Below are 17,593 nucleotides of genomic sequence, written 5' to 3'. Positions count from 1 at the left end.
CTGCGACCTTTTCGGGCGGTAAGCTCGGCATTTTATTGAGATAACCAAGCTCAATATTAGGAATGGGAGGGTCGGGACGTCAAGACATCACAGGGCTACGACAAATCGGTGACGACGACCCGCGCGACCGACGGGTCCCGCAACGCCTCGTATCCCTTGCCGATTTCGTGCAGCGCTATCTCGCGCGATACCAGGCCGTCCAGTTCGATCCGGCCCTGCAGATACATCGAGGCGTACAGCGGGATGTCCCGCGGCAGGGTCGAGGACCCCATCCACACCCCGTGCACGTGTAATTGCCTGGTCAGCATCTCGACGGTGTCGACCTCGAGCACGGCGTCGTCGGCGCCGAGCCCGATCAGGTACAGACCGCCGCCCTTGCCGACCATCTCCAGCGCCTGCCGAGTCACGGCACTGGCACCGACGAAATCGAAGACATGGTCCGCGCCGCCGGTCAGACGGGTGACCTCGGCGACCGGATCGCCGGACGCCGCGTCGACGGTGTGCGTGGCGCCGAACGCGCGAGCGCGGTCGAGCTTCTCCCGCTGCAGATCAATCGCGATGATCGCGCCCGCCCCGGCCAGCCGCGCGCCGTTCACCGCATTCAACCCGACGCCGCCACAGCCGATCACGACCACCGACTCCCCCGCCTGGACCTTGGCGGTGTTCAGGACCGCACCGGCGCCGGTGAGCACCCCGCAGCCGAGCAGGGCCGCGACGGCGAACGGCAGTTCCTCCGGCACGACGGCGAGCTGACGTTCGTGGACCAGCGCCTGCTGTGCGAATCCGCCGAGGCCGTTCATCTGCCCGACCGGCGTACCGGCCATGCTCAACCGCGGCGGTTCGCCCGCGCCCCGGGCCGTCGCCTCCGGATACCGGCACCGGAAGGTCTTGCCCGACAGGCAGTCCACGCACCGTCCGCAGAACTGAAGCAGGCTGCCCACCACGTGGTCGCCCGCCCGCACCCCGACGACATCGGACCCCACGGCAGCGACCACACCGGCCAGCTCATGACCGAGCACGATGGGGAATTCGTAGCCCAGCCCCATCGTCGCGATGCTCAGATCGGAGTGACACAGGCCGCAGGCCCGCACGTCGACCAGCACCTCACTGCCCCGGGGCGCGTCGATATCGACGTCGCGCAGGGTGAATCCGGCGCCGATACCGTCGACAACGGAAGCCTTCATGATCGTTCCTCTCATTCCCGTGCACGATCAGATGCCGCGCGTCAGGCCGAACGGGCGGCCCGCCTCCATCCGGTCGGTGGTCTCGAACCAGCCCGCACCCGGGCGGCCGTCGAACGTGACGCGGGCCAGGTGCTCGACGATGCGCAACACCTCGCCGCCCTTGCGGTGCCGCAACGGCAGGCGGCAGGTCGGCTGGAAGGAGGCCATGATCGCGCCGCCGGGATGCGGGACGACGATCTCGACGGCGTCCACCCAGTGATCGGGCGGTCCGGCGTATCGGCACGTCACGCTCGCCTCGGTGACGATGAACGGCCGCCCGCCCCGCAGCGCGATACCGGCGACGTCCGGCTCGCCGCCGGACGGGTACATCACGACCACGGAGAACAGGTTCTCCGCATCGAGCTGCCCGTAGATCCATCGCCAGCAGTCCACGGCCTGCCAGTCGCGCACTCCCCACGAATGGTCGCGGAAGCCGAAGCCGCGCACCTCGCGCTTGCGGCCGTCGATGACGGCCGAACCACTCACCCGGGCCACCCCCGCGTAGTGATCCTTCGCGATCGCAGCGCCGCCGTGGTAGGTGCCGTCGGTCGTGGTCCGGTACGGCGGTACGAGATCGACCGCGGTGAGCTCGAATCGAGCGGGCACCCTTGGACATTCGCGCATCGCGCGGCCCGGGTCGAGGAACAGCTCCCCGTCGGGCAGGTGGCTGAGCGTGCCGTCGAAACGGACCGACCAGCCCTCGGCCGCACGGAAGTCCAGGCTCCCGGCCGCCCATCCGCCGTTGCCGGTGATGGGCGCCCGCTCGAATCCGACGAACGCGTCCCGACCGTCCCGCAGATGCAGCGCGGTCACCTCGGCCAGGCCCTCGTTCACCCGCCGGCCGATCCGGAACAGCGCCCCGGCCCGGCCGTCCTCCTCGACGACGTGGACGAACGCGGACTCGTTCCACTGCCCCTCGGGGCCGGGATCGTGCATGCCCTCGTCCGCCGCCGTCACGCTGAAGTAGGCGGCCTGCTCGTCCCGGCTCGTGCCCGGCTCACCCACGCGCGACGCCCTCGCGGATCTCGCCGCGGTTGCCGACGTGCTCCTGCCAGGGCTCACCGATGTCGAGCAGCCGCTCGCCCGCGCGGATCTCGCCGTAGTCGAATTCCTTGTCCTGCCCCAGCGGCGGCTCACCGCGCTCGTGGCGGCGCGCCGCGTCGAGCATCAGCCGGCGCATCCGGATGATGGCGAGATCCGACGTGCCCAGGTGTTCGCGCGTGCGGTCGTAGATGGGCCCCATGCTCTCCTGGATGCCGAGGTCCTCGACCTGGTTACCGGTCATCCCGCTGAAGCTGAATCCGTCGCCGCGCTTGCCGCGGTCCATGGAGTCGCGGTCCTGCCGCCACATGTTGCCGACGTGGAAGTCCATGTGGAACTCGTTGTCGAGTTCGCCGACACCGGACCATTCCAGGATCTTCGCGCGGTACGGCTCGTCGATGACGTTCCCGTCGTCGCGCGCGTGGATGAAGTAGAAGACCGTGTTGTAGTCGTCCACCGGGACGAATACCTGGGAGAACACCCAGCCCGGCGGGGCGGAGAACAGCGCCCAGCTCGGCGCGACGAACTGTGTCGTGCGCACGTATTTCTTCGGGCGGCCCTCCTCGATGGCGTCCCGCAGCGCGGCGTACTGGAAGCCGTACGGCAGGTTCTGCACCTCCAGTTTCGGTGCGCCGTCGATCAATTGGAGATTCAGCAGGCCGCCGCCACCGGTGTAGTCGCCGCCCGCGGCCAGCCGGCGGGCCAGATCGTTGTGCAGGAAATTCGAGTGCGCGGCGTCGATCGCGCCCTCCAGCGCCTGCGCCCAGTTGCAGCGCTGGGCGACGCGGATGGTGTAGATCTCCTCGGGCTTTCGGCCGGTCCACTCGAAGTCCGGGAATCGCGGCTCGACCTCGGGCGGGCCGAAGTACGACCAGATCATGCCGCCGGCCTCCCGCACCGGATAGCCGACGTGCCGGATCTTGTCCTTGAAGGTGCTGTCGGCGGGTTCCGACGGCGTCTCCACGATCTTCCCGGTCCGATCCACCCGCCAGCCGTGGTACAGGCACTGCAACGCGCAATTCTCGTTGCGAGCCAGGGCCAGCGAGGCGCCGCGGTGCGGGCACGCCTCGTCCAGCACGCCCACCTCGCCCTCGGAATCCCGGAACACCACGTAATCGCCGCCCAGGATGCGCACCCGGCGGGGCGCGCCATCGCTCTCGACGTCACTCGAGAGCAGTACCGGCATCCAATAGCGTCGCATCAACTCGCCCATCGGCGCATCGCCCTCGACCCGCGCCAGAAGCTCGTTGTCCTCCCGGTTCAGCATGTAACACCCACCGTCCTTGATCATCCGTGACCGGCGTCACTTAATTTTGAATAATAGAGTCTCATAATCAACGTGGCAAGCGCCGCGCGCCGATGAGCGACCGGCGGCGCACCATGCGATAGGCTTAATGCGAACTAATGTCTCAGAATCCATGGAAAGACGTGACCCGGATACCAGGCCCCGAAGGCACACCGTCCAGCACCGCACCCACCAAGCGGCCGGTGGGGCGACCCAAACTGAAGATCGACAGAGCCGACGTGGCCGCCGTCGCCGGCAAGCTGTACCGGGAGAACGGCTCCGCGGTCTCCATGGAGGACATCGCCGAGGGACTCGGCGTATCCAGGGCCACCCTGTATCGCACCGTGCGGACCATGGACGAGCTGCACGGTCTGCTGCTCGACGAAATCGTGCACGGCGTCGAACGCGACGCCCGCGCGCTGCTGGACGAGCATTCCGTCCCCCGTGAGGCGCTGGTCGCGCTGATCCGGTTCCAGGTGCACGCCTCGATCAACATGCGCGACCTGGTCGGCGTCTACTTCGGCTGGGGACTGTCGCCCGAAACCTATGCGCGGTGGCGTAAGTGGGCGAGATCGTACGAGGCGCTGTGGACCGAGGCCGTTCAGCACGCGGTCGACGACGGGCAGTTGCAGACCGACAACATCCACGTCACGACACGGCTCATCATGGGCATGGTCAACTGGGTCTCGCGCTGGTACCAGCCGAACGCGGGCCTGACCGACGACGACATCGCGAACGAGGCCGTCCGGCTGGTCTTCCCCAACGGGCAGTGGTGATCGAGCTCCACCGGACCATAGAGCGGATAGATCTTCCCGGCGTGCGGCCGCGGATCGGCCAGAATCGCGGCGACGACGCGGCCCTGATCCTCCGCCGCGATGGGGTGTGTCGCGCATCGCCGAACGGCAGCCGCCGGTCGGAGACGATCGCGGCCGTAGCCGACCGGTAGCCTGCTCGCATGCCCGAACCGCCCCCGTTCAGCCCCACGATCACGCTGCTCACGCTGAGCCGGGTGTGGGAGGCGGCCTATGCGGACGCCCTGAAACCCCTCGGGCTGACCACGCGAAAGTACGGACTGCTGGGGCACGTTCGCGCCACGCCGGGCATCTCGTTCAGTGAACTCGCGCGGCGGTCGCGCATCACCGTGCAGAGTGCGCACACCGCGGTCGCGGGCTTCGTCGAGTCCGGCCTGATCGACGACGGAACCGCGCACGCCGGAGCCGCATCGACCCTGACCATCACGGCCGAGGGCGAATCCCTGCTCGCCCGGGCCGCGCAGGTGGTGGCCCGCCTGGACGCCGAATTCACCGCCCGTGACCCGGATCTGACGCAGGCGCTGCGAGCGCACATGACGCGGACGCTGTCGGCATCCGACTAACCTTCAGCTAGACTGAAGGTCATGATCCATCTCTTCGCGCACCCGGTCGCGGCCGCATGAGCATCCGACACTATCTGCGCAGGCCACCGGCCGTCAGCGCCGCCGAGGCCGTCCGCCTGGTCGAGGACGGTGCGCTCGTCGTCGACGTCCGCCGCCAGTTCGAGTGGAACCGCGTCCACATCCCGAACGCCATCCACGCCCCCTTGGAAATACTCCTGGACCGCTGCGCGGACTTCCCCGACGACCGCCTGCTGATCACGTTCTGCACGGGCGGAATCCGGTCCGCGGGTGCGGCGAACCTGTTGGTGGAGAACGGCTTCGAGGCACTCAACATGAGCGGAGGTCTCATTCAGTGGCGCGCCGCCGGCGGACCGCTCACCGACCGATAATCTTCGACGTCATCCGCTGAAATGCCACGAACTCACGCGCGAGAATACTATTCTCCTCTACAGGAATGTGATTATCGCTCGGAGGAGTGTGGCGAAGTGGCCGGTGCGCAGGACCAGACGGGTGTGCTGGCCGGTGAGCAGCGAATGCTCATCGACGGCGAACTGCGGCTCACGGCCGGCGGTGCGACGTTCGATGTGGTCCATCCGGCCACCACGGAGGTCGCCGGCCAGGCCACCGACGGGACCGTCGCCGATATGGACTGTGCGGTGGGCGCCGCGCGGCGCGCGTTCGACGGCACCGACTGGTCACGGGACGTGGAGTTCCGGTATCACTGCCTGATTCAGCTGGCCGACGCGCTCGAGGAACAGAAGGAACACCTCCGGCGAGTTCTGATCACCGAGGTGGGATGTCCGGTCAGCGTGACCGGGAGCCAGATCGACGAGCCGATCAACGAGGTGCGGCACTGGGCCGAGCACGGCCGGGCCTTCGAATATGTCACCGACAACGGAGTGCACGAGACCCCGCTGGGCCCGGCACACCGCAAGGTCTTCTACGAGGCCGCGGGCGTGGTGGGCGCGATCACTCCGTGGAATGTGCCGTTCTACCTGAACATCGCCGAGACGATGCCCGCGTTGATGGCCGGTAACACCGTGGTGCTCAAGCCGGCTCAGCTCACGCCCTGGTCGGGCAGCGAGCTGGGACGCATCGTCGCCGAACGGACCGATATCCCGGCCGGGGTGTTCAACGTCGTGGTCTCCAACGCCAACGAGGTGGGCGCCGCACTCAGCGCCGACCCGCGCGTCGACATGATCACCTTCACCGGCTCGACCGCGACCGGCCGCGCGATCCTGGCGGCCGGGGCGGCGACGGTGAAGAAGACCCTGCTCGAGTTGGGTGGCAAGTCCGCTCACATCGTGCTCGACGATGCCGACCTGTCCGCGTCGCTGCCGATGGCGGCGATGATGGGCTGCGTCATGAGCGGGCAGTCCTGCATCCTGCCCTCGCGAATCCTGCTGCCCCGCAAACGCTATGACGAAGGTCTGGCGATCCTCGCGGCGAGTATGGCGAACTTCCCGGTCGGCGATCCGTGGACTCCGGGCATCATGCAGGGCCCGCAGATCAGCCAGACCCAGCGCGAGAAGGTGCTCGGCCTGATCCGGTCCGGCGTCGAGTCCGGCGCCCGGGTGATCACCGGCGGCGGCGTCCCCGGGAACCTGCCCGTCGGCTACTACGTGCAACCCACGCTGCTGGCCGATGTCGACCCGAATGCCCGTGTGGCGCAGGAGGAGATCTTCGGCCCGGTGCTGACCGTGACGCCCTACGACACCGAGGACGAGGCCGTCGCGATCGCGAACAACTCCATCTACGGGCTGTCCGGCGAGGTGTCCAGCGCCGATGTGGACCGTGCCGTCTCGGTGGCCCGCCGGATGCGCACCGGCAACGTCACCATCAACGGCCGGAGCCACTTCGGCATCCGCAGCCCGTTCGGCGGCATCAAACAATCCGGGCTCGGCCGGCGCAACGGCGAGGAAGGTTTCCGGGAGTACCTGGAATCCAAGACCGTCGGAATGCCCGGGTAACCGGCCATGGAATTCTGGACCGGCACGGCCTTCATGCGCACCGAGGACTCGATTCCGGTGGCGCGCATCCTCGATGAGGCCGGATTCGACGGGATCGTGGTCTCGGATCACATGATCTATCCGCGCGAGCTGTCCTCGCCGTATCCGTCACCCAGCGGCAAGCCGATGTGGACGCCCGATACCGCCTGGCCCGACTCCTGGGTGCTCATCGGCGCGATGGCCGCGGTGACGCACCGCATCCGGTTCACCAACGCCGTCTACGTCGCCCCGGCCCGCCCCCTGCTGGAGGTGGCGAAACAGGTCGCCACGGCCGCGGTCATCGCCGAGGGCCGGATCGCGCTGAGCGTCGGCGCGGGATGGATGCGCGAAGAGTTCGAGCTGATGGGACAGGAGTTCACCACTCGCGGCAAGCGGCTCGACGAGATGATCGAGGCGCTCCCGGCGCTGTGGCGCGGGGGCTGGGTGTCGTGGACCGGAAAGTACTATCGCATACCGGAATTGATGATCGAGCCGCATCCGCCGCGGCCGGTGCCCATCATGTGCGGCGGGGAGTCGGACGCGGCGTTGCGCCGCGCGGCCCGGTTGTGCGACGGGTGGGTCGGTAGCGGGTACAGCTGGGACGACGCGGTGGAGAAGATCCGGACGCTCACCGCGCTGCGACGCGAATACGGCCGTGCGAGCGAGCCTTTCGACATCATGCTGGCGCTTCGCGAGACGCCGTCGGTCGATCTGTACAAGCGCGCCGAGGACATCGGCGTGACCGCGATGATGTGCAGTCCCTGGGCCAGGAGCGACGGTATGTCCGCCGGCGATTCGCAGGAATCGGCCGCCGACCGTTACCGAGCCTCGATCGAGCGGTTCGCCGAGGACATCCTGGCCAGGATGTCGTAGCGACTCACCAGAACTTCGACAACGTATCGGCACGAAGGAGATTCGATGACTCACGCCGCGACCGCGAAACCGCCCGAAGGTGACTGGCTCGGGACGCCGTACCTGCGGTTCACCCGCGAGGGCCCGTTCGGTGTCTGCACGCTGGATCGGCCCGAGGCGCGTAACGCGATGACACCGGCGATGTACTTCGGCATCAAATACGCGGTCAACCATGTCGGATCCGACCCCGAGCTGGCCGGCCTGCTGATCACCGGCACGGGTGACGTCTTCGCGCCCGGCGGCGATATGGGCGGCGGCGGCAGCGACAACTGGATGACCTTCGGCTCGGCGCTCGGCATGGACGCGCTGCCGTTCGACACGCTGCGTCAGTCCGCGAAACCGGTGGTGGCGGCCGTCAACGGGCTGTGCCAAGGCGGCGGGCTGCAGATCGCGCTGTGTGCCGACATGGCCGTCGTCAGCGAACGGGCCACCTTCCGGGTGCCCGAGCTCTACCGCGGGATCGCCGACACGTACTACAGCCAGATGCTGGCCCGGCTGATCGGGCCGGTGCGCACCCGCGACCTGATGCTCACAGGCCGCACTCTGAGCGCGGACGAGGCGCTGGACTGGGGCATGGTCGCCCGCGTCGTCGCGCACGACGAACTGGCCGGCACCGCTCGCGAGATACTCGCGCAGTGTTGCCGCACGGCGCCGAACGCCCGCGCGGTGGTCAAGTCCAGCCTGGACAACTACCTCGGTCTCTACGACCGGATCGGCATGCAGTCCAGCCTCCGCGCACCCGAGGCGAAAGAGGGCTTTCTGGCATTCAAGGAACGCCGCTCACCCGACTGGGTGCACCCGAAGCTGCGACTGGACGGGCGGCTGTGAGCCCGGATCACGCGACGCCGAGCTCGTGGGTCCGGGACAGGACCTCCTCGCAGTACGAGGCGACGGCCTGGGCCCGCCGGGTGAGCTGATGCTCCTCGGCCTGGGCGAGAACGACGGGAAGCGCGCTGATGGGATCCGAGATCGGTATCGTGACAATGGGTTTGCCCTCGTAGGAGAACTCGACCTTGGGGCTCTGGATCAGCAGGGTGTAGCCCAGTCCGCGCCCGACCAGTGAGCGCACCATCTCGAATCCGCTGGAGATGTGCCGGATGTCGGGCTCGACCCCGGCATCGCGCAGCACGCCGGTGAAGTATCGCATGCTCGGGTCGACGTCCAGGGCGATCATCGGCTCGCCTGCCAGCTCGGCCAGCGTGATCGACCGTCGTTGCGCCAGTGGATGTTCCCCCGAGATCACCACGTGAGGCCGGGTCGCGTACAGCTCGGTCGTCCGGATGCCGGGGAAGATCCCGGTGTCGTAGAGGATCGCGAGTTCGAACCGGCCCGCCAGCAGGTCCTCCTGCAGCGTGTCCTGGGATCCCTCCCGGAAGTGCAGGGAGATCGGCGGCGTGGTCAGCGCCAGCTGGGTGACGAGTTCGGGCAGGACGAACGGCGCGATCGTAGTGAAGCAGCCGAGCGCGAAATCCCCGCCGATCGACTGCCCGAAATCCTGTGCCGAGGCGATGAGTTCGGCCGCACGAGCCATCAGCGCCTGCGCTCCGGGGAGGAAGGCGCGGCCGGCCGTCGTCAGCGTCAATCCCCGGGCCTTGTGCCTCACCAGCAGCTGCGCGCCGATTTCCCGCTCGAGTTCGGAGATTCCGATGGATATCGCCGACTGGGACACATGCAGTTCGGCCGCGGCCGCTGTCATCTGGCCGCTCTCGGCAGCCGCGATGAAATATTCCAGCTTCCGCAAACTGAACAACATAAGGAAATCTTATAGCACTCGGCAGTTAATTGCAATTGACTTATAAAAGGGCGGAGTGCAGGCTGGGAAATATCAGATGAACCCGATGAAGGTTTTACTTCGATGACATCTATTTCTGACGTTCGAACCTGCCCGTTCGATGCCGAATTCGATCCCCTGTCCGCCGACTATCTGGACGATCCGTACCCGTTTCTCAACGCCGTGCGCGAACGTGGTCCGATCTTCTACTCACCCACCCTCGATATGTGGGTCCTGACCCGCCACGATGATATCGAGGAAGTCTTCAAGAATCCGTCGATATTCTCAGCGAAAATCCAGCAACAGCCGGTATTCGACCTGGCGCCCGAGACCAAGAAGATCCTGGCCGAGGGATTCGACACGACCGCCGTCATGTCGGACTGCGATCCGCCGATGCATACACGGATACGCGCGCTCAACATGAAAGGCTTCTCCGCGCGCCGGATAGCGGCGCTGGAGCCCAAGGTGCGCGCCAAGACCGTCGAGCTGATCGAGGGGCTCGAACCCGGTCCCGTCGACATGGTCGCGTCATTGACCTATCCCCTGCCCGCATATGTCGTATCCACGCTCATCGGATTTCCCGAAGAGGACGCCGATATGATCAAGGCATGGTGCAGCAATAGAATAGAATTCAGCTGGGGTAAGCCATCGGCCGAGGAACAGGCGACCGTGGCGAACAACATGGTGGAGTACTGGCGATACTGCCAGGAATTCGTACGGTACCGGAAGAAGAATCCGACCGACGACTTCACCAGCTACCTGTTGTCCGTGCACGCCGAGAATCCCGACAGCATCTCGGAATACGAGATCGCCAACGTCACCTTCGGCCTCAGTTTCGCCGGCCACGAGACGACGACCAGCCTCGCCGGCAGCACGCTGCGCCGGCTGCTCACGCAGCGGTCGCTGTGGGACGACATCCGCGCCGACCCCTCCCTCATCGGCGACGCCGTCGAGGAGATGCTGCGATACGACAGCGCGGTCATCGCCTGGCGGCGACGCACCACCCGGCCCGTCACCGTCAGTGGCGTCGACATCCCCGAGGGGGCAACGGTTCTGCTGCTGCTCGGCGCAGCCAACCGGGATCCGGACGTCTTCGACGACCCGGATGTCATCGATATCCGCCGCCCGAATGCCAAGTCGCACTTGTCGTTCGGCAAGGGCGTCCACTTCTGCCTCGGCGCCGCCCTTGCCAGGGTCGAGGGCCGGGTCATTCTGGAGGAGCTGACCCGGCGGGCGCCCGCGATGACGCTGCTGCCCCAGAGCTACGCGTTCCAACGGAATCTGTCCTTCCGAGGCCCGAAAGAGCTTTGGGTGCAATGGCCTTCGGCCGACTAACGCAGGGAGCAACGCACATGCAGGCTACGGTTGTCAGTGCGCCGACGGGCGCACGGCAGTGGTTCAAGCCCGCGGCCGCCGTGTCGGCCGCGGGCTGGGGCGCCCAGCAGTTCACCCCCTTGCTGCTGGTGTACCAGGATCATCTCCATCTGTCCGACACCACCACGCAGCTGACCTTCGCCGCCTATTCGGTCGGCCTGCTGCCGGGATTGCTTCTGGGTGGGCCGTTTTCGGACCGATTCGGCCGCCGCGCGGTGATGATCCCGACGATGATCGCGTCGCTGGCGGCCACGCTGCTGCTCGTCGCCGGGCCGTGGGGCGTCGGCTGGTTGCTCGCCGGGCGCCTGATCACGGGTGTCGCGAGCGGCGCCGCGTTCAGCAGCGGGGCGGCGTGGTTGAAGGAGCTGTCCGCTCGTGCGACGCACGACGCCAGCCAGGGCGCGCGCCGACTCACCGTCGCCATGGGCATCGGATTCGCCCTGGGACCGCTGGTCGCCGGGGCATTGGCGCAGTGGGCGCCGCTGCATACGTTCATCCCCTACATCCCGCATCTGCTGCTCGCGGGAGCGGCCCTCTATCTGGTGACGACCACACCGGAGACGCTGGCCAAGAATCCCGGCGCGAGCATCCTGGGCGCCCTGCGGATTCGGGAGATACGGGACCGCCGGTTCCTGATGGTCGTCGTGCCGCTCGCGCCCTGGGTGTTCCTCCCGGTCGCGATAATCCTGGCCTACGTGCCCGCGGTGATCCACGAGAGCGTGCGCGGCTGGACGATGATGTTCGTCGCGATCGTGACCACGTTCAACGCGGGGGCCGGAATCCTCGTGCAGAAGACCGCCAAGACGATCGACGCGTACGGCCGGCAGTACCTGATCCTGACCGCGTTCGTCCTGACGATCATCGGCATGCTGCTCACGGTCGAATCGGTGCACCTGAGCAGTCCGGTCCTGGTCCTGATCAGCGCGCTGGTCCTGGGGGCCGCGTACGGCTGCGCTCAGGTCTGCGGGCTGATGGAGGTGCAGAGCATCGCCGATCCGGCCCGACTGGGCGGACTCACCTCGGTCTATCAGGCGCTGACCTACATCGGCTTCACCGCGTCGTTCATCCTGGCGGTGCTCGCGCCGCTGGGCAGCCCGGTGCGGCTGCTGATCTACGTCACCATCCTGGCGGTGATCTTCCTGATCTGGCTGATCTGGGCGCAACGCGTCGTGGATCATCCGAAATCCCCGGCGCCGGTGAGGTAAAGATACATATCGTGCCCCACCGCAACCGCCTCTTGCCGACCGGAGAGATCGTCTCCGCGTCCTACCGAGGGGCCTGGATGGGAAACCGGGGCGGTCCGATTTCGGACCGCCCCGGCCGACGGCAGTGGTCCAGTGTGCACTGGATCTACTGCCATTTGGCGTTCAACGGGCGGCAGCGGGTGTTCCGCGATCCCGGCCGCAAGTACACCGAGCTGTTCTCCTTCGACGAGGCCGTGGCGCTGGCGGCCGGGCACCGTCCGTGCGGTGAATGCCAGCATCGGCGATTGGTCGAGTACAAGACGGCGACCCTCGGCGCGCGGGTGTCCGTCGACGTGATCGACGCCCGGCTGCACGCCGAGCGGCTGTCCCCGGTGTACGCGCAGGTCGGCGAGCTGCCTGCCGGGACGTTCGTGAGTCACGACGGGCGTGCCGTGCTGCTGTGGTCCGGTGCGGCGTATGCCTGGGATCCGAACCGCGGCTACGACGAGCCCGATGCGCTCGGGAAGTCGGTCCGGGTGCGGGTGCTCACGCCGGAGACCACCCGGCGCGCACTGGCGAACGGATTCACGATCCAGCCGCGATTGCCCGGCTGATCCAACTCGGGGTCAACTCGCGATGGCGCCGCGGAACGTGCGCCGGTACGTATCCGGCGACACCCCGACGTGTTTGCCGAAATGCCGGCGCAGGTTGGTCGGTGTGCCGACGCCGATCCGGGCGGCGATCTGATCGATGCCGAGATCGGTTGTCTCCAAGAGGTTTTGAGCCGCGAATACGCGCTGGGAGTTGAGCCACTGCAGCGGCGCGGCTCCGGTCGTCGCCAGGAACCGCCGATGCAGTTGACGCGGGCTCATATGCGCGTAGGAAGCGATGTCGGAGATCGTCAGCGGCTGATCCAGATGCGATACCACCCAGGCGCGCACCCGGGTCATCACATCGTCGGCGACATCGACCTCCGGTGGCGCGATGAACTGAGCCTGCCCGCCGTCGCGATGCGGCGGCATCACCAGATCCCGTGCGACGTCGTTGGCGACGTCCACTCCGACATCCTTGCGAATCAGGTACAGGCACAAGTCGATTCCCGCGGTCTTGCCCGCCGAGGTCAGGATCGTCTCCTCGTCGACGTACAACACCCCGGGGTGGACCTCGACGAGCGGGTACTCCTGGGCCAGGCGGGCGGTGTGCCGCCAGTGGGTCGTCGCCCGCCGGCCGTCGAGCAGTCCGGCGGCGGCGAGGGTGAACGCGCCGGTGCAGATCGACACCACCCGGGCGCCGGCCGCATGCGCCGCGCGCACCGCGTCCACCAGATCCGCGGGCTGGCTGAGATTCTGATTGCCGCAGGCGGGGACGATCACCGTATCGGCCGACAGCAGGCCCTGGAAGTTCTCATCGACATCCGCGTGCAACCAGTCGCCGACGGTGGTGGACGGCAGCCCGCAGGTTTTCACCGAGTAGTGCTCCCGCACCGCCGCCGTGGAGAAAACCTCGTATGCCGAGGCCACCTCCAAAAGTGACATTCGCGTGGCGAGTGCTATTGCCACGCGATGTGGCCTCCAGCCGATCGAGTCGATCGTCCGAGCGGTTCCAGATGCGGTCATAGAACTAATCTTCCCCTCGGCGCTTAATAAAACGTTAACAGGGTCCGGCGCGCCCGGAAACCGTTGAACGAGGCGGGCGTCCTGATTGTTGCACGACACTCGGATGATGCCATCATCGGGTTTATCTAATGGCCTAATTTGTTCGATGGACGTCATTATCTGTGGTTCTGCGGCCGTGATCGAGACGGTACTGTCGGAAATCGAGAGGGCGTCAAATGCCTGAAAGGTAATAATTTCGATGAATGTCGACACGGACAGTGAACTCATTACGCACGCGGATGTCGTTATCGTCGGCGGCGGTATTGGTGGATCGGCACTGGCATTCGCACTGGCCAACGCCGGAATAGACACCGTCGTACTCGAGCGACAGAAGAGCCATACGGATCGCGTGCGCGGCGAGGTGATCAACTGCTGGGGCGTCCGGGAGGCCCGGGAATTGGGTGTTCTCCCGATTCTGGAAGACGCCGGCGGAAATTATGCGAATCGGTTCGTCGCCTACGACGAGACCGTGAGCCCGGAGCACGCCGACTCGGTGGCGCTCGACGTCGGATCCATGCTCCCCGATATCCCCGGGGTCCTGGACGTCGGCCACCCGCAGGCCTGCGCGGCACTGCTCGCCGCCGCCGAGAAGGCCGGTGCGCGCACGGTACTCGGCGTCGAGGACACCGTGGTGGAATGCGGACCACGCCCTGTCGTCCGCTACAACGGCCCGTACGGGGAGCGGACGCTGCACGCCCGGCTGATCGTCGGGGCGGACGGCCGGGTATCGGCAACCCGCCAGCAGCTCGGTGTTCGCCTCACCCAGACCCCGGCCAATTCGCTCGGCGGCGGCCTGCTCGTCGACGGCGTCGACGGATGGCGGCAGGACACCAGCGGCATCGGTACGGAGGACGACCTGCTCTATTTCGTCTACCCGCGAGCCAACGGACGGGCCCGGCTGTATCTGCTGCACTCCCCGCATCAGCGGGGCCGATTCTCCGGGGCATCGGCGTCGAAGGATTTCATCAAGGCGTTTCAATTCCACTGCATTCCGAACAGCTCGGAAATCTTCGGCAATATCCGGCCCGCGTCACCGCGGACGCCGTGCGCCTTCTTCCCGATGAACGACTCGTGGTGCGACACGATCACTCGCGACGGGGCCGTTCTGATCGGCGACGCGGCCGGTTGGAGCGATCCGGTCATCGGCCAGGGCCTATCGATCGCCCTGCGGGACGCCCGGCTCGTGCGAGACGCCCTCCTCGCACATTCGGAGTGGACGCCGGATATCTTCGCCGACTACACCGCCGAACGCGAGGTCCGAATGCGGCGGCTGCTTCTCTCGGGGAAGGTCCGCACGGCGATGAGCCTGACCTTCGGGCCCTACGGGCGGAGGCGCAGAAAAGCCTATGCCGCCGCCTGGCCGAAGGACGAGATCCTGGCGGGCTCGCGGCTGGCGACTTTCAAGGGGCCGCACAACGTAGCCGCCGAATCGTTCGAGTCCGAGGTCATCGAGCAAATCATGCAATTAGGTTCGTAGAAAGGATTTTACCGTCATGTATGTGCGCAGCGCCGAAACCGATCCGATTATCCGGAAGAACGGCTGTGACATCCGGCAGCTGTACCCGTGGGACGACGTCGTGACCCCACCGTGGAACAGCACCATGTGCACGGTCCGGCCGCTGGAGTCGAGCACCGAACACCACCACGCCACCGACGAGACCTTCATCTTCCTCGCCGGCCGGGGCACGGTGTCCATCAACGGGACGCAGGAGCGGACCGTCGAGCCCGGTGACCTCGTGTACATCCCGAACGGCAACGACCATGTCGTCACCAACACCAGCGAGCGCGACCCGCTGAGGTTCATCAGCATCTACTGGCTGCAGCCCGAGGTGCCGGCATGAGTACTCCCCAGTTGTACGGGTCGACGTTCTCCCCGCCCACTCCCAACGGCGATTTCCATCTCGGCCATTTCGCGGGTCCGGTGCTGAGCAGCGACGTGTGCGCACGGGCCATGCGCCGCCACGGCCACGAGGTCAGATTCGCGTGCAGCACCGACGACAATCAAACCTATGTGGTGACCACCGCCAGAAGGATCGGAACCGACCCGAACGCCCTGCTGGCGCAGGCGTACGAATCGACCTCGGCGTCACTGGATCTGGCCGGGATATCCACCACCGGATACACGACGACCGACGCCCCGTACGAGGAGTTCGTCCGGGAATTCTTCACCGCATTGCACGCCGACGGGGCATTCGACCTGCGCGAGGTCGAGCTGCCCTATGACGTGGACGCACAGGCATATCTGACCGAGGCGTTCATGACAGGGCGGTGCCCGCAGTGCCTGGCGCACGCGCGGGCGGGCGTGTGCGAGGCGTGCGGGCTGTACAACCTGCCCGGGCAGTTGCTCGACAGCGGTGAGCGAACCGTGGAATACCGGCCGGCGCGGATCTGGATGCTGGATCTGGAACGGCACCGGCGGCTGATCGGGGAGGAACTGCGCGAATACCACCACGCGAATCGCCAGTCCCTGCAACGGATCATCGAGAAATCACTCGACGCGCCCCTGCCGTCCATCCCGGTGACCTATCCGATCGACTGGGGTATCGGCGTGGACTGGGACGGCGTCCCGGGCACGATCAACGCGTGGCCGGAAATCTTCGTCGGGCACCTGTACTGGTTGCGGCTGATGAACCCGGCTCCCGGCATGACGGAACTCGTCCAGTTCATCGGCGTCGACAACGGCTTCTACAACGCCTTCGTGTACACCGCGCTGTCCGCACTGGCCCGGCGGGCCGGCATCGCCGAACCGCCGCGGCGGCGCACGATCACCAACAACTATCTGCAACTGGGTGGCCGCAAATTCTCCACGAGCAAGGGCGACGTCATCTGGGCACGCGAATTCCTGGCCGAAACCGGCCGTGATCGCGCGCGATTCATTCTGGCGTTGAAATCACCGGAATATCAGCACGCCGAATTCACCCCGGAATCGGCTCGGGACACTCTCACCGAACGGTTCGACACGCCGTTGCGGCGCCTGTCCGAGGCGTTCGCCGCGGTACCGCCGCGCCTGGACGCCGTGACGTCCGAATATCCCGCGACGTGGTGGACCCGGGCCCTGGCGGCCTCGACCGCACGATTCGACGAGGCCTACGACCTGGACACCTTCAGCGCGAAGGCCGCCGCCGAGGCATTCGCCCTGCACATCGAGACGCTGCTGCTGGGCTACACCACCCGCGACATGAGCAGGCCGGACGAGCAGGCCGGAGCGGTGCGATTCCTGCACGCGCTGGCCACCCTCGCCGATCCGATCGTCCCCGATATCGCGCGGACGGTGACCGCACTGTTCGAATCCCACCTGGACGCCGCTGTCCCCGTGGCGGTTTGAGGACCCGATCGTCAACTACTCGAAGGAATCTGACCCATGCTGCGTACATTCATGAATTCGAAAATCCATCGGGCCACGGTAACCGAGAGCAATCTGAACTACGTCGGTTCGATCACCATATCCCTGGACCTGATGCAGTCCGCCCGCATCGGAGTTCACGAACTGGTCCAGGTCGTGGACATCGATAACGGCGAACGATTCGAGACCTACACCATCGCCGGCGAGCCCGGACTCGGCCAGATCTGCGTCAACGGCGCGGCCGCGCGACTGGTTCAGCTCGGCGACAAGATCATCATCATTTCCTACGCCCAGCTCACCGAGGAAGAAATCCGCACGCACCGCTCGACGGTCGTCCACGTCGGCGACTACAACAAGATCCAGGAAATCGTCGATCACGAGCCGGCGAACACCCTGTACGAGACGGTCTGACCGCGTTCGGCGCGGCAGAAAGCGAAGAGTC

18 protein-coding genes are annotated in these 17,593 nt (G+C 66.6%); 13 read left to right on the top strand and 5 right to left on the bottom strand.

What is annotated here, in order from left to right:
- Window positions 1–95 precede the first annotated feature (95 nt).
- From JZ791_RS05940 to JZ791_RS05930, 3 genes are read right to left on the bottom strand one after another with little or no spacing between them, the layout of a single operon-like run.
- Window positions 96–1,184 (bottom strand): zinc-binding dehydrogenase, encoded by a 1,089-nt coding sequence (locus JZ791_RS05940; protein WP_216893148.1) that lies wholly within the window; start codon window positions 1,182–1,184, stop codon window positions 96–98.
- Window positions 1,185–1,211: 27 nt separating this feature from the next.
- The gene (locus JZ791_RS05935) at window positions 1,212–2,228 is read right to left on the bottom strand and encodes a DUF7064 domain-containing protein (protein WP_216893147.1); all 1,017 of its coding nucleotides are present in this window, start codon (window positions 2,226–2,228) and stop codon (window positions 1,212–1,214) included.
- Window positions 2,221–3,531, bottom strand: a complete 1,311-nt coding sequence (locus JZ791_RS05930; protein WP_216893146.1) for a Rieske 2Fe-2S domain-containing protein — start codon at window positions 3,529–3,531, stop codon at window positions 2,221–2,223. The genes JZ791_RS05935 and JZ791_RS05930 overlap by 8 nt, the downstream gene beginning before the upstream one ends.
- Window positions 3,532–3,692: 161 nt before the next feature.
- Here JZ791_RS05930 and JZ791_RS05925 point away from each other — a divergent pair, with 161 nt between their 5' ends.
- The 6 genes from JZ791_RS05925 (at window position 3,693) to JZ791_RS05900 (ending at window position 8,652) form a co-directional block, all read left to right on the top strand.
- A complete protein-coding gene (locus JZ791_RS05925) occupies window positions 3,693–4,325 on the top strand; it encodes a TetR/AcrR family transcriptional regulator (protein WP_216893145.1) in 633 nt (210 codons plus the stop codon).
- Between the two features lie 179 nt (window positions 4,326–4,504).
- Window positions 4,505–4,924, top strand: a complete 420-nt coding sequence (locus JZ791_RS05920; RefSeq protein ID WP_216893144.1) for a MarR family winged helix-turn-helix transcriptional regulator — start codon at window positions 4,505–4,507, stop codon at window positions 4,922–4,924.
- A gap of 56 nt (window positions 4,925–4,980) precedes the next feature.
- Window positions 4,981–5,313 carry a rhodanese-like domain-containing protein gene (locus JZ791_RS05915; protein WP_216893143.1) on the top strand — a complete coding sequence of 111 codons (333 nt, stop codon included), beginning with the start codon at window positions 4,981–4,983 and terminating at the stop codon, window positions 5,311–5,313.
- A 144-nt stretch (window positions 5,314–5,457) separates the two neighbouring features.
- The gene (locus tag JZ791_RS05910) at window positions 5,458–6,894 is read left to right on the top strand and encodes an aldehyde dehydrogenase family protein (RefSeq protein WP_254205280.1); all 1,437 of its coding nucleotides are present in this window, start codon (window positions 5,458–5,460) and stop codon (window positions 6,892–6,894) included.
- Between the two features lie 6 nt (window positions 6,895–6,900).
- Complete coding sequence (locus tag JZ791_RS05905; RefSeq protein ID WP_216893141.1) at window positions 6,901–7,785, top strand: TIGR03619 family F420-dependent LLM class oxidoreductase; 885 nt, start codon at window positions 6,901–6,903, stop codon at window positions 7,783–7,785.
- A gap of 45 nt (window positions 7,786–7,830) precedes the next feature.
- Window positions 7,831–8,652: an enoyl-CoA hydratase/isomerase family protein gene (locus tag JZ791_RS05900; protein ID WP_216893140.1), complete on the top strand. Its 822-nt coding sequence runs from the start codon at window positions 7,831–7,833 to the stop codon at window positions 8,650–8,652.
- A gap of 7 nt (window positions 8,653–8,659) precedes the next feature.
- On the opposite strand, the gene JZ791_RS05895 is transcribed toward JZ791_RS05900, so the two are convergent.
- The gene (locus JZ791_RS05895; RefSeq protein ID WP_216893139.1) at window positions 8,660–9,577 is read right to left on the bottom strand and encodes a LysR family transcriptional regulator; all 918 of its coding nucleotides are present in this window, start codon (window positions 9,575–9,577) and stop codon (window positions 8,660–8,662) included.
- Between the two features lie 102 nt (window positions 9,578–9,679).
- On the opposite strand from JZ791_RS05895, the gene JZ791_RS05890 reads away from it, so the two are divergent.
- From JZ791_RS05890 to JZ791_RS05880, 3 genes are all read left to right on the top strand, one after another.
- Window positions 9,680–10,930: a cytochrome P450 gene (locus JZ791_RS05890; RefSeq protein WP_216893138.1), complete on the top strand. Its 1,251-nt coding sequence runs from the start codon at window positions 9,680–9,682 to the stop codon at window positions 10,928–10,930.
- Window positions 10,931–10,947: 17 nt separating this feature from the next.
- Window positions 10,948–12,174 (top strand): MFS transporter, encoded by a 1,227-nt coding sequence (locus tag JZ791_RS05885; protein WP_216893137.1) that lies wholly within the window; start codon window positions 10,948–10,950, stop codon window positions 12,172–12,174.
- A gap of 77 nt (window positions 12,175–12,251) precedes the next feature.
- On the top strand, window positions 12,252–12,767 hold the full coding sequence (locus JZ791_RS05880) for a hypothetical protein (RefSeq protein ID WP_216893136.1): 516 nt from the start codon (window positions 12,252–12,254) through the stop codon (window positions 12,765–12,767).
- 12 nt (window positions 12,768–12,779) lie between these two features.
- Here the strand turns inward: JZ791_RS05880 and JZ791_RS05875 are convergent, their stop codons facing one another.
- Complete coding sequence (locus JZ791_RS05875; protein WP_216893187.1) at window positions 12,780–13,769, bottom strand: GlxA family transcriptional regulator; 990 nt, start codon at window positions 13,767–13,769, stop codon at window positions 12,780–12,782.
- A gap of 238 nt (window positions 13,770–14,007) precedes the next feature.
- Here JZ791_RS05875 and JZ791_RS05870 point away from each other — a divergent pair, with 238 nt between their 5' ends.
- The 4 genes from JZ791_RS05870 to panD are packed head-to-tail and all read left to right on the top strand — an operon-like array spanning window position 14,008 to window position 17,562.
- Entirely contained in the window at window positions 14,008–15,285 is a 1,278-nt protein-coding gene (locus JZ791_RS05870; RefSeq protein ID WP_216893135.1) for an FAD-dependent oxidoreductase, read from the top strand.
- Window positions 15,286–15,301: 16 nt separating this feature from the next.
- Window positions 15,302–15,649 (top strand): cupin domain-containing protein, encoded by a 348-nt coding sequence (locus JZ791_RS05865; RefSeq protein WP_216893134.1) that lies wholly within the window; start codon window positions 15,302–15,304, stop codon window positions 15,647–15,649.
- Entirely contained in the window at window positions 15,646–17,133 is a 1,488-nt protein-coding gene (locus JZ791_RS05860) for a class I tRNA ligase family protein (RefSeq protein WP_216893133.1), read from the top strand. The genes JZ791_RS05865 and JZ791_RS05860 overlap by 4 nt, the downstream gene beginning before the upstream one ends.
- Window positions 17,134–17,169: 36 nt before the next feature.
- Window positions 17,170–17,562: an aspartate 1-decarboxylase gene (gene panD / locus JZ791_RS05855; RefSeq protein ID WP_216893132.1), complete on the top strand. Its 393-nt coding sequence runs from the start codon at window positions 17,170–17,172 to the stop codon at window positions 17,560–17,562.
- Window positions 17,563–17,593 lie beyond the last annotated feature (31 nt).

This window comes from Nocardia alni, assembly GCF_019038435.1.
GTDB lineage: Bacteria > Actinomycetota > Actinomycetes > Mycobacteriales > Mycobacteriaceae > Nocardia > Nocardia alni.
Note: the sequence above shows the minus strand (reverse complement) of the source record. Positions and strands in the feature narration are given on the sequence as shown.